We start from the raw sequence: 11,978 nt of genomic DNA, 5'->3' as shown, positions 1-11,978 counted from the left end.
CATTTACCTGGAGATCTGGGTTTCAATTGGCGCTGAGGCACAAAATGTTTGCATGGTCATTCCGGCACGCTGTAAGCGTGCCAGTCTGTTCTGAAAAGCTTGCTCGGCCTGCTCGGCAAACTGGGTTCTGAATTGCTTATCCGCTAACGGTAAAGTCCAGCTGCCAGACGCGGAGCTGACTTCTACCGCATCTTTATAAGCCGGTAAGGTGTGTTCAAACGGATCGCTGATCTGGCAGCCAATCAGTTCACAATGCCGGCTAAGGTGCTCAAGCTGCTTAAAACTGGCTTCATTGAGCTGGCTAAAATCTGAGACCAAATAGATAAGACTGCCGGGCTTGGCCAGGTGTGACAAACGTTTCAGATTATTGTCAAAGCTTGGGGCCTGATTGTCACCGCGCTGAGCAAGGCTTTGTGCATGGATGTCACACAGTTGGTGACAAAATGCCAGCACTCCTTTGTCACGTGCGGTGGGTTTAAGTTCATGGTGACCGTGTTCGCTGAACACGACGCCACCGAGTCGATCACCACGGGCGCACGCAGACCAGGCAACCAGGGCACTCAGGTGGGCAGCCTGCACAGACTTAAGCAACAAGCGGCTGCCGAACAGCAACGGGCTGGACAGATCGCAAAAAATAAACACCGGACGTTCCTTTTCTTCCTGATAGAGCTTGGTATGCGCTTCTCCGGTGCGCGCAGTCACACGCCAGTCTATGGCACGGATATCATCCCCGTACTGATACTGACGTACTTCTGCAAACTCCATTCCCCGGCCTTTATGCGGGGCCAGGTACTGTCCGGCCTGATCGCTGCGAATAGCGCGTTTGGGCTTGAGGTCCAGCAGGCGCGCCTTACTTTTATAGTACAACAGCTCTTTGAGCGTCAGTTCAACACCATTACTGTGGCTTTGTGTGAGCCAACTAGTGTGATCAACGGATTGCATAGCATGCTTCATAATCGCAACCACTTACGGAACGGGTACCAGTTCCAGAATACGGCTGATCACCTGATCTTTGCTGATCCCATCTGCCTGTGCTTCATAGCTCAGAATGATACGGTGACGCAGCACGTTATGCAGGACAGCCTGAATATCATCCGGCGTGACAAAGTCTTGTCCTTGTAACCAGGCATGAGCGCGAGCACATTTATCCAAAGCAATGGTCGCTCGCGGGCTGGCACCATATTCAATCCAGGCGCCCAGCTGCGGGTCCAGCTTGGCGGCTTCACGCGTGGCGATGATTAATTGCACCAGATATTGTTCAAGCGGCTCAGCCAGATGCAGTGAAAGCACTTTTTTACGTGCTTCAAACAAGGTTTGTTGTGAAATAGGGGTGAACTGCACACTTTGTTCTGACAGTGCTTCGCCACGAGTTAAGCGCAGTATCTCCAGCTCAGTGCTGGCCTGCGGGTAATCAATATTGAGATGTAACAGGAAACGGTCAAGCTGCGCTTCTGGTAGCGGGTAGGTCCCTTCCTGTTCAAGCGGGTTTTGTGTTGCCATTACCATGAAAAGCTCGGGCAGTGGATAGGTTGTTTTGCCAACCGTAATTTGCCTCTCCGCCATTGCTTCGAGCAGCGCAGACTGCACTTTGGCCGGCGCTCGGTTAATTTCGTCCGCGAGGATCAGGTGGTGAAACAGGGGGCCTTTTTCAAACACAAACTCACTGGTTTGCTGGCGGTAGATGTCGGTACCGGTAATATCTGCAGGCAACAAGTCCGGGGTAAACTGAACGCGCTGAAAGCTTCCTTCAATGCCCTTTGCCAGGGCATTTACGGCACGGGTTTTAGCCAGTCCCGGCGGGCCTTCAACCAATAAGTGGCCATCTGCCAGTAGGGCGATCAATAGCGCTTCTGTCAGTGCGCTCTGACCTAAAATTTGTGAGTCGAGGTAGTTTTTCAGTTCACTAAATGCGTTTACTGCCATGGTGCTTTGTCCTTGTTGTGACAAATTTTTTGCTTATTTATAAGGATTGAGGCGCAAAACTCAAGGGTTTGCGGGCGTTTTTTTGTAACTTGATTAGACACTGAATTGGGTAAAAGTTCATAAATCTTCATTTATTTTTCAGTGACTTTTTGAATTGAACAAAAATCAGACTAGATTTAAAAGCGGCAATTGGATAGGCCCTGTGAGTCGTGCTTGAATTACAAGATTTTCTAATTAGCTATTGGCATTAAGGATTCGGTTGTTTAGAATCAAGCGACAATAACAGGTCAGACCTGTCAGCGGGAGAGCAAAATTCATGTCTGAACAAAACATTCTAAAAACAACAAAAGGGGATCGCATTGCCATCGTTTCTGGTTTGCGTACGCCCTTTGCTAAACAGGCCACGGCCTATCACCATGTACCAGCACTGGACCTGGGTAAGGTCGTCGTCAATGAAATGCTGGAACGTCTGAATATCGATAAAACAGAGATAGATCAGCTGGTCTTTGGTCAGGTTGTGCAAATGCCTGAAGCACCTAACATCGCACGTGAAATCGTGCTGGGTACAGGCATGCCTGTGTCAGTCGATGCTTATTCTGTTTCACGTGCTTGTGCCACCAGTTTCCAGGCTGTGGCGAACGTTGCGGAATCTATTATTGCAGGTCATACGGCTGTGGGCATTGCCGGCGGTGCAGATTCATCGTCGGTATTACCGATTGGTGTGAGCAAAAAGCTGGCAGGCAGCCTGGTTGACCTCAACAAGGCGCGTACTTTGTCACAGCGTCTGAAAATATTCTCAAAGCTGAGACTGAAAGACCTGATGCCGGTACCTCCTGCGGTTGCTGAGTACTCAACGGGCTTGTCTATGGGTCAGACTGCTGAGCAAATGGCCAAAACTCATGCAATCAGCCGTGCTGATCAGGACGCACTGGCGCACCGTTCACACACCCTGGCTGCCAAGGCCTGGGATGATGGCTTGTTAAAAGATGAAGTCATGGCTGCACACGTTGAACCGTACAAAGGCTTTATTGATAAAGACAACAACATTCGTGCGAACTCGTCATTGGAAGGTTATGCGAAATTGCGCCCGGTTTTTGACCGTAAGCACGGCTCTGTGACGGCGGCAAACGCGACACCACTGACTGATGGTGCGGCTGCGGTACTGATGATGAGTGAAAGCAAAGCCAAAGCACTGGGTTACGAAATTCTGGGTTATGTACGCAACTATGCATTTACCGCTATCGGTGTGCACGAAGACATGTTGATGGGTCCGGCTCACTCCACGCCACTGGCTCTGGAGCGCGCTGGTCTGACTCTGCAAGACCTGGATTTAATTGAAATGCACGAAGCGTTTGCGGCGCAAACCCTGGCTAACATGAAGATGTTTGCCTCTGATAAATTTGCTCAGGAGAAGCTGGGTCGCAGTAAAGCACTGGGTGAAATTGATATGGATAAATTCAACGTAAACGGTGGCTCTTTGGCCTATGGACACCCGTTTGCAGCAACAGGCGCGCGTCTGATCACACAAACCCTGAATGAGCTGAAACGCCGTGGGGGCGGACTTGCGCTGACTACCGCTTGTGCGGCTGGTGGTCTGGGTGCAGCCTTTGTATTGGAGAGTGCGTAATGTCAGTATTTAGTTATGAATTAAACAGCCACCGCGTGGCCATCGTCACCATCGATGTGCCGGGCGAGAAGATGAACACGCTGCGCGATAGCTTTGCTGATGAGCTGTTGACTATTCTGGAGCAGGGCCGCAATGATGATGTGACTGGCATGGTGTTTGTCAGCGGTAAAGACGATAACTTCATCGCTGGTGCCGACATCAAGATGTTGGATCAGGCAAAAACGCGCGAAGATGCGCTGCGCTTATCCGAAATGTGTCAGCAAGCGTTTTTCAAAATGCAGAAACTACCATTCCCAACTGTCGCTGCCATTCATGGTGCGGCTCTCGGTGGTGGCCTTGAATTTGCACTGGCATGTGATTATCGCGTATGTAGCGACGATGACAAAACCAAGCTGGGCCTGCCAGAAGTGCAGCTGGGTCTGTTACCGGGCGGTGGTGGTACACAGCGTTTACCGAAACTGGTTGGTATTCAAAAAGCGCTGGAGTGGATGCTCACGGGTAAGCAAGTACGTGCCAAGCAGGCTAAAAAGGCCGGCCTGGTGGATGACAGTGTACCACACAGCATCTTGCTGGATGTGGCCATTAAACTGGCCCGGGGTAGCAAGCCAAAAGCACGCAAGCCTAAGCTGGACAAACTGAGTCAGCTGCTGGAATCAAACCCGTTTGGTCGCAACATCATCTTCAAAAAAGCGCAAGAAAATGTTGAGAAGAAAACAGGCGGCCACTATCCGGCGCCGCTGGCTATCATCAAAGCGGTCCGTGCATCGGTTGAGTTGGGCGAACTGAAAGCCTATAAAACAGAAGCCGAAGGCTTTGCCGATTTGGTCATGACAGAGGTATCTCAGTCATTACGTGGCATTTTCTTTGCCACCACCGAAATGAAAAAAGAATGGCAAAGTGACGACGCGCCTAAAATCAATCGTGCGGCAGTGCTTGGTGGCGGTCTGATGGGCGGCGGTATTGCCCATGTCAGCGCAGTGAAAGCTGGCGTGCCGGTACGAATTAAAGATGTGGCACATCAGGGGATCAGCAATGCCCTGAGTTACAGTTATAAGATCCTGTCGAAAAAGCAGAAAAAACGTATCTTGTCCAAGGCTGAGTTACAGCTGGCGATGAACCGCATCACAGGCACAACCGATTACACCGGTATGCGTCATACCGATATCGTCATTGAAGCGGTATTTGAAGACCTGGCACTGAAGCAAAGCATGGTGGCAGACATCGAGCGCGAATGTACAGAGCAAACTATTTTTGCCAGCAACACTTCGTCATTGCCGATTGCGCAGATCGCTGAAAACGCGGCGCGCCCAGAAAATGTCATTGGTTTGCATTACTTCTCACCGGTAGAAAAGATGCCACTGGTTGAGATCATCCCGCACGAGGGGACCTCAGAAGAGACCATCGCACGCACGGTTAACTTTGCTCGCAAGCAAGGTAAGACGCCCATCGTGGTAAAAGACAAAGCGGGCTTTTACGTTAACCGCATCCTCGCGCCTTATGTGAATGAAGCGGCGAACTTACTGCTGGCGGGTGAGCCGATTGAGAAAATCGATCAGGCCCTGGTTGAGTTTGGCTTCCCGGTTGGGCCTTTGGCACTGTTGGATGAAGTGGGCGTAGACATTGGTTCAAAAATTGCGCCAATCCTTGAAAAAGAGCTGGGTGATCGTTTCAAAGCGCCAGATGCATTCGCTCGTATGATTGACAGCAAACGTCTGGGCCGTAAAACCGGAAAAGGTTTTTACAAATACGAAAGCAAAGGCAAAAAAGTGGATGAGTCTGTCTACGACTTGCTGGGTATTACACCGGCGCCGCGGCTCAACAAGCAAGAAATTGCCAGCCGCTGCGTTGCACAGATGCTAAATGAGGCCGCTCGTTGTCTGGACGAGGGCATTATTGCCAGCGCCCGAGATGGTGACATTGGTGCCATTTTTGGTATTGGCTTCCCCCCATTTTTGGGCGGACCATTCAGCTACATGGACAAGCGCGGTCTGAACAAGGTGTGTTCTGAGCTCTCTACCTATGCGACCGACAATGCGGTGTTTACACCCGCAGAGCCGCTTTTGGCAAAGGCTGAAGCAGGCGAAGCCTACTATAGTTAAGTCCTTGTCTGAGCATGTAAAAAAGCCGCATTTATGCGGCTTTTTTATTTTCGGCTAAAATAAGGGGATAATTGTCGTCACCTTGTTTGCTCATCTTGCAATGGTAATTGCAGGTGATGGTGCGCGTCAGTGGCCCGGGGATAAGGCATGCACAGCAGGTACTTTTTCACTTTTATTGCCACACTTGTTAGCGCGACGGTGTTGGCAAACGTGGTCATGTTGTACATCAGTGATGATGCCAGCGATGTGATCACACGGTTTGAACAGCACTGGCAGCAACAGGCCGACATTATTTTGCGAGAAGCACAGCTGCTCGATGAACTGGAGCGTCAACTGAGTGACATGGACCCCGAGCACCAGGTCAGAGATTACTTGCCAGAGCAGCGAGCATACAATATCAATACGGATGCTGAAGTCGCTTTACACATAGTGACGATGATTGCTGAGCTGGACCTGAGTGATGCCGAACGGCAGGCGCTTGATGAAGTACAACGCATTCTGAATGAGTCTCGACAATCAACCCAAGACAAGCCCTTGGACACTGCATTTGTCCAGTTATCTGAAAGCCCCTTATCACAGCGACATCGCCGCTTGGACATCGCGCTTCAGTCACTACGATTAGGTATGGAGGCGAGAATTGAGGAGACCAAGCGCCAGCATCAGGCGGCCCTGACCAGTGTTATCAATAAGGGCTCTGTCGAAGCCTGGTTGCTGTTGTCCTTGGTTGTCATACTTGCCTGTGCAGGTGCGGTGGTGTTACGTGGCCAGCTCAGGACCATTGAGGAGCGGGCGTGTTTGTTTGATGCCATCCCGGATGCACTGCTTTATTGTGAGTATAGTGGCAAGATCACCCGGGTTAATCATTCGTGCACCGAATTGTTTGGCTACTCCGTTCAGGAGTTGCTGCGCATGTCGGTAGAAGATCTGATCCCCGCGCGATTTCGTGATTTGCACAGCAAAGAGCGGCGCAATTTTACGGGTCGGGCACAAATGCGCCGTAAAGGGCAAAATGGGCTTAATATTATCGGTGTGCATAAGTGTGGTGATGAAATCCCCCTGGACATTGCCATTGCCCGAACGGCATTGGGAAAAGAAACTTACTTTGTGGCGGTGATCCGTGATCTTCGTCATGAGTTGCAACTGCAAAAAAAAGCAGAAGTCGATTTTTTAACTCAGGTCTACAATCGGGGTCAGATAGAGCAAGTTATGAATGACGAGCTGAGTCGGGCAAGTCGCTATCAACGCTCTTTGTCAGTCATGATAGTCGACATAGATAAATTTAAGGTACTGAACGATACGCTGGGCCATCAGGCTGGCGATCGTGCATTGGCCGAGTTAAGTCGTTTTTTGGTCCATTCAGTGCGCCCCAGTGACGGGTTGGGTCGTTGGGGAGGAGACGAATTTGTGCTGGTTTGTCCAGAAATCGATGCACAAGAAGCCTTACAGATGGCACAGCGTCTGGTGCGGGCATATTGCGAACAAAACCAGTATGAACTGAGTTTAAGTATCGGCGTGACCAGTCGTACACAAGTGGACGAAAAATCGGATTTGGCCCAATTGATTGGAGAGGCAGATCAGGCTTTGTATCAGGCCAAGGCACAAGGCCGCAGCAGAGCGGTGTTATTTGAATCCGTTCAGCACTGACTTTTTACTTTAGCCCCAAAAATCCGTACAATCTGCGGCCATTGACCAACCTGAGGGCCACCTGCGAGTTGTATGCACCACATTGACGATCTGATCTCGATATTTAATGCCTTATTCTATCCAAAGTTCAATACCAAGCTTGTGGCAGGCACAGATGAGCCAATCTATCTGCCAGCAGATGCGGAGTGTGATTATCACCGCATTGTATTTGCGCATGGTTTCTATGCCAGTGCCTTGCATGAAATTGCCCATTGGCTGGTTGCAGGTAAAGCGCGCAGGGAGCAGGAAGATTATGGTTACTGGTACTGTCCTGACGGGCGCAGCAAAGATCAGCAACTGGCATTTGAACAGGTAGAAGTTAAACCTCAGGCTATCGAATGGGCCCTGAGCACTGCGGCTGGGTTTGCATTTAACGTTTCCGTTGACAATTTAAATGGTGAGCCGACTTGCCGTTTTGCTTTTCAAAAACGTGTTCATGCACAGGTGACGGAGATGGTCACAGCCGGCTTCAACGTTCGCACTCAGGCTTTACTCAAAGCGTTATCTCAGTTTTACTCGACCCCCTGGCCACTCAGTGCTGGCCAGTTTGAATGGCATTGTCCACAGGAGTTTGCAGATGCAGTTTAAACTAGGATTGATAGTCAACCCGGTTGCCGGGTTGGGCGGCGCAGTGGCGCTGAAGGGCAGTGATGGTAGCGACACCGCTGAACTTGCCCGATCTATGGGTGCTGAGCCAAAAGCACATAGCCGTACGGCGCAGGCGCTGGCTTTGTTATACCCCTACCGGGATGTGCTGGAGGTCTATACCGTTAGTGGTGAAATGGGGGAGGAGCTTGCTAAAGCGCATGGTTTTACCACCCGGGTCGTGATGACCTGTGGTACGCCCACGACCCCTGAGGACACTGAGCAGGCCGCCAGGTTACTTGCCGAAGCGAAAGTAGACTTGTTGCTGTTTGCGGGTGGAGATGGAACCGCACGCAATATTTGCGCTGCGATCGGGAGCGAGGCTCCCGTGCTGGGAGTGCCTGCCGGCTGCAAGATCCACAGTGGTGTTTATGCCATCACGCCGAAAGCGGCGGGCCGGGTCGTTGAAATGCTCATCAAGGGTGAATTGGTCACCATAGACGATGCCGATGTAATGGACATAGATGAAAATGCGTTCAGAGCCGGAACGGTGCGTGCTAAGCGCTATGGTGAAATGCAGGTGCCCAGTGAACTGCGTTACGTACAAAGCGTAAAAAATGGTGGCAAAGAAAGCGACGAACTGGTGCTGGCCGATATCGCTGCGTATGTGATTTCAGAGATGGAAGAAGACGAGCAATATATCATGGGCTCAGGCTCAACCGTAGCGGCGATTATGGAAGAACTGGGGCTTGATAACACCCTGCTTGGAGTAGATTTGATCCGCGACCATACTTTGTTAGGGAGCGATCTGACTGCACAACAGTTGCTGGATAATGTCGGGCAGGCACCGACCAAACTGGTCATCACCTTAATTGGCGGACAAGGGCATATTTTTGGCCGGGGTAATCAGCAGTTGAGTCCGGCGCTGATCCGCCAGATCGGCAAAGACAATATCATCGTGGTTGCAACTAAAAGCAAGTTGCAGGCACTCAATGGTCGCCCTCTGATAGCAGATACGGGCGATCAGGACTTAGACAACGAACTGAGTGGCTACATCAAAGTAGTAACAGGTTATAATGACCATGTAATGTATGCCGTCGGGCATCAGGATTTAATTTAGGAGACAGAATGTCACTTCAAGCGTATATAGAAGCTGCACAGCAGTTTTTTGATGAATTAGTAGAAAAAGCAAGCGATGATGAATTGTTTGCTGGTGGCTACTTACGCGGTCATTTTGACCTGGCAGTTGGATATGCTCAGGTTGAAGAACTGACGTTATCAGTCGATGAGCTGAATGCAAAAGTTGAATCCAGCCTGGTGAAAGCATACCGCGACGGTGAGCTTAACGAGGAAGATAAGCATCACGTGGTAACTATCTGGGAGCGACTTAAGCAGTTAGGCGCTTAATTTACCCAAATAAAAAGGCGGTTGATACCGCCTTTCTATACCAATTTGCTTAATTAAGTGATCTATTTTGAGGCGAGAAAATAGGTTCGATAACACCGCTCCCGCGTCCTGCTACTGCTGAGGCACCTACATCCATGTAGGCGAGACAAAATTTTGCTATTTAGTTGTTCTAAATGAGAAATTTTTAACGCTGTTAGCGTCCTATTTGCTCCTTCAAATAGGCCTGGTATTAAGTGAAATTGGTATTACTACTTCAGAGCACCCAGCGCCACACCACAAATAACACTGCAAACGCAATCAAATAGGTTAGACCTGTCCAGGTCAATATTTGTACCAGCTTACTTTGCTGCGCAAACAGTTCTTTGCGGATCAGTGAGAAATTCAGCCAGGCAAAAAATGGTGTGGTTAAAAACGCCAGTGTCATGGCAAACATCAGCATGTCTTTGAGGTTAGCCTTAAAAAACAGCACCAGCACCATACCGAATATGGCTTGCAGGGCAATAAACAATGACAGGCTGGCTTTGTTTTTATGTGGTTTGATCAGTTTCACAGCATCGTCCAGGGTTCTGGCATAGCCATCCAGTACCGTGATGGTGGTGCCAAACATGCATAGAAAGGCTATTGTGGCTATCAACCAGCGCGCCCACTCACCCAATGTCAGTGCATACATGTCTATCAGTTGTTTAGAAAAAGCGACGCCTGCCAGTTCGATTTTTTGACTCTGGCCATACTGTAGTAACACACCCAGCGAAAAGAACACCACGGCCAGAAACAGCGTCAGAAAGTAGCCAAGGTTAAAATCAAATAAGCCCTGTGCTTTACTGAGCGACTGAGTGCGAGTTTTGGCTTTGAGCCAGAGCGAATTGATGGCTGAGATCTCAATCGGCGCCGGCATCCAGCCCATCAGGGCCACCATAAATCCCAGTAATGCAAGTGAGTAGGGGGACGGGGCCGGTTGCGGTGACGGATGCGCCTGACCCTGTGACACTGCGACCAGCAAGGCTGCCAGTGTGGTAAAGCACAAGATGGCCATGATCCACTTGCTGGCTTTGTCGAGCAGTTTATAGTGACCAAACAATAAGATCCCAAGGCAGATAAATAGCAAGGCATAGCATAAAGTGGTCAACGAGATAGACCAGGGTAGCGCATATTGCAGCAGCGCAGCAGTGAGCAACAGTACCCCCGCCGTGTTCACTACCGCAGCGATGACATTGAGCACCACAAACAGATAGAACAAAGCCCGGTTTTTATTGTGATAGCCCGTGACCAGGCTGTTACCGCTATGCAGTGTGTATTCCACCCCAAAACGGAAAAAGGGGTATTTGAGTAGGTTAACCGCAACCACTAACCATAAGAGTTGCCAGCCGAATAAGGCGCCCGCCTGGGTGGCGGCGACCAGATGAGAGCCTCCGACTGCGGCGGTGGCCATGAGGATCCCGGGGCCCAGGTTCCTGAGTTTAGCAAACATTGATTCCAACACGACGTTCCATGATTTTTGCCACTCATGTTAACGATTTGAAAGCATTTGCCAAGTGGAAAATGACTGGGCTAATGAGGTTGGGGGATCAAAAGCCCTGTCAGGACGTGTAACTGAGTTAACTGGTGAAGTATTCTTCGGTATCGTCTTTGAGGTCCTGATAATCGTCTTCATCCAGGTTAAGTGCATCAAGCACACTTTGTTTCATCAGCGGCCAGTCTGGTGCTGCGACAAAACGTTTGTTGGTGTGGACCAGGTTTTCCGCCATTTTCAATGTTGAGAAGGTCAGCATTTCTTCATCGCTACGTTTTTCCTGAAGATACGTAATGTCGTGATGGCGCAGAATAAGCTGACAAATGGGCTTGGGCAAATTCCAACTGTTTGCCAGGTAATAACCAATCACAGCATGGTTGGTCTGGTAGCGGGCTTCTTCGAACTCAACCAGCAAGGTATCGTAATTTCGGTTTGCGGCGCCCAATACCTCGACATAATCCGGGTAATTGAACGCCATGGCGGGAATGCCTGCATCATGGAACAGGCCAAGCATGTACAGGTTTTCGACCGGTACTTTGCTTTTTATCTTATTGCCAATCAGTGTCGCCACATCGGCAATTTCCTGAGCACTGTCCCAAAAACGTTCCAGTTTGATGCAGCACTTGGATTGATCAAAGGCTTGTTTGAGCAAATAGCCTGTCACCAGCATAGTAATGCTGTTGAGCCCCAAAAACATCACGGCCTGGCGAATGTCCGTAATGGTACGTGAAAAGCCATAGCTGGAGGAGTTAATTACTTTTAATACTGCGGCGGAGGTCGCTACATCTGTTGCTATCAGCGCGGCAATTTCGCCTAGCTCAGGTTCTGGTTGTTGCAATACCTGATGCAAACTTTGCAACAGCTCAGGCTTTGCTGGCAGGCAAAACCCATGATTCATATCCTTAAGCACGGCGTTGTCTATTTCGATCATAGCGGTCTCGTTGAGAAAAATACTGAAAACACGATCAGCCAGCCCGGAGTCTGGCTGGTTTTCCAAGTATAGTAGCTGAGTTGAATTACGCATTCTTTGCGATAACGCAAAATAACGCATAAATAATACCCACGTAATGGATTAAGGAACAAATGAATTGGCATTGTTACGGTTGTTAAGTTAAAGTTGGCTAATTTTCTTTTTAGGGATTAA

Annotated in this window: 10 protein-coding genes; 6 read left to right on the top strand and 4 right to left on the bottom strand. The window is 49.7% G+C overall.

Annotated features, from left to right (window positions below):
- Window positions 1-3 precede the first annotated feature (3 nt).
- Together PRUB_RS15260 and PRUB_RS15255 are read right to left on the bottom strand one after the other, a co-directional pair.
- Window positions 4-954, bottom strand: a complete 951-nt coding sequence (locus PRUB_RS15260; RefSeq protein WP_422624322.1) for a DUF58 domain-containing protein — start codon at window positions 952-954, stop codon at window positions 4-6.
- 12 nt (window positions 955-966) lie between these two features.
- Window positions 967-1,923, bottom strand: coding sequence for an AAA family ATPase (locus tag PRUB_RS15255; RefSeq protein WP_010382063.1), 957 nt, complete (start codon window positions 1,921-1,923; stop codon window positions 967-969).
- Between the two features lie 316 nt (window positions 1,924-2,239).
- On the opposite strand from PRUB_RS15255, the gene fadI reads away from it, so the two are divergent.
- The 6 genes from fadI to PRUB_RS15225 all read left to right on the top strand — a co-directional run bounded on the left by fadI (window position 2,240) and on the right by PRUB_RS15225 (window position 9,324).
- Window positions 2,240-3,550, top strand: a complete 1,311-nt coding sequence (gene fadI, locus PRUB_RS15250; RefSeq protein WP_010382059.1) for an acetyl-CoA C-acyltransferase FadI — start codon at window positions 2,240-2,242, stop codon at window positions 3,548-3,550.
- The gene (fadJ, locus tag PRUB_RS15245) at window positions 3,550-5,649 is read left to right on the top strand and encodes a fatty acid oxidation complex subunit alpha FadJ (RefSeq protein WP_010382056.1); all 2,100 of its coding nucleotides are present in this window, start codon (window positions 3,550-3,552) and stop codon (window positions 5,647-5,649) included. Before fadI ends, fadJ begins: the two co-directional genes overlap by 1 nt.
- A 147-nt stretch (window positions 5,650-5,796) precedes the next feature.
- Window positions 5,797-7,293: a GGDEF domain-containing protein gene (locus tag PRUB_RS15240; RefSeq protein WP_010382055.1), complete on the top strand. Its 1,497-nt coding sequence runs from the start codon at window positions 5,797-5,799 to the stop codon at window positions 7,291-7,293.
- Between the two features lie 72 nt (window positions 7,294-7,365).
- Entirely contained in the window at window positions 7,366-7,920 is a 555-nt protein-coding gene (locus tag PRUB_RS15235; protein ID WP_010382052.1) for an elongation factor P hydroxylase, read from the top strand.
- Entirely contained in the window at window positions 7,910-9,037 is a 1,128-nt protein-coding gene (locus PRUB_RS15230; protein WP_010382050.1) for an ATP-NAD kinase family protein, read from the top strand. The genes PRUB_RS15235 and PRUB_RS15230 overlap by 11 nt, the downstream gene beginning before the upstream one ends.
- An 8-nt stretch (window positions 9,038-9,045) precedes the next feature.
- A complete protein-coding gene (locus PRUB_RS15225; protein WP_010382048.1) occupies window positions 9,046-9,324 on the top strand; it encodes a YfcL family protein in 279 nt (92 codons plus the stop codon).
- Window positions 9,325-9,577: 253 nt separating this feature from the next.
- Here PRUB_RS15225 and PRUB_RS15220 read toward each other — a convergent pair whose 3' ends face one another.
- Window positions 9,578-10,753 (bottom strand): NRAMP family divalent metal transporter, encoded by a 1,176-nt coding sequence (locus PRUB_RS15220; protein ID WP_010382045.1) that lies wholly within the window; start codon window positions 10,751-10,753, stop codon window positions 9,578-9,580.
- Between the two features lie 166 nt (window positions 10,754-10,919).
- The gene (locus PRUB_RS15215; RefSeq protein ID WP_040644460.1) at window positions 10,920-11,765 is read right to left on the bottom strand and encodes an HDOD domain-containing protein; all 846 of its coding nucleotides are present in this window, start codon (window positions 11,763-11,765) and stop codon (window positions 10,920-10,922) included.
- Window positions 11,766-11,978 lie beyond the last annotated feature (213 nt).

Origin of the sequence: Pseudoalteromonas rubra (genome assembly GCF_000238295.3) — a bacterium.
Taxonomy (GTDB): domain Bacteria; phylum Pseudomonadota; class Gammaproteobacteria; order Enterobacterales; family Alteromonadaceae; genus Pseudoalteromonas; species Pseudoalteromonas rubra.
Note: the sequence above shows the minus strand (reverse complement) of the source record. Positions and strands in the feature narration are given on the sequence as shown.

What these genes read in the sequence shown, in the direction of transcription:
- PRUB_RS15260 (WP_422624322.1), bottom strand. Translation starts at nt 954, where the DNA reads ATGAAGCATGCTATGCAATCCGTTGATCACACTAGTTGGCTCACACAA.
- PRUB_RS15255 (WP_010382063.1), bottom strand. Translation starts at nt 1,923, where the DNA reads ATGGCAGTAAACGCATTTAGTGAACTGAAAAACTACCTCGACTCACAA.
- fadI (WP_010382059.1), top strand. Translation starts at nt 2,240, where the DNA reads ATGTCTGAACAAAACATTCTAAAAACAACAAAAGGGGATCGCATTGCC.
- fadJ (WP_010382056.1), top strand. Translation starts at nt 3,550, where the DNA reads ATGTCAGTATTTAGTTATGAATTAAACAGCCACCGCGTGGCCATCGTC.
- PRUB_RS15240 (WP_010382055.1), top strand. Translation starts at nt 5,797, where the DNA reads ATGCACAGCAGGTACTTTTTCACTTTTATTGCCACACTTGTTAGCGCG.
- PRUB_RS15235 (WP_010382052.1), top strand. Translation starts at nt 7,366, where the DNA reads ATGCACCACATTGACGATCTGATCTCGATATTTAATGCCTTATTCTAT.
- PRUB_RS15230 (WP_010382050.1), top strand. Translation starts at nt 7,910, where the DNA reads ATGCAGTTTAAACTAGGATTGATAGTCAACCCGGTTGCCGGGTTGGGC.
- PRUB_RS15225 (WP_010382048.1), top strand. Translation starts at nt 9,046, where the DNA reads ATGTCACTTCAAGCGTATATAGAAGCTGCACAGCAGTTTTTTGATGAA.
- PRUB_RS15220 (WP_010382045.1), bottom strand. Translation starts at nt 10,753, where the DNA reads ATGGCCACCGCCGCAGTCGGAGGCTCTCATCTGGTCGCCGCCACCCAG.
- PRUB_RS15215 (WP_040644460.1), bottom strand. Translation starts at nt 11,765, where the DNA reads ATGATCGAAATAGACAACGCCGTGCTTAAGGATATGAATCATGGGTTT.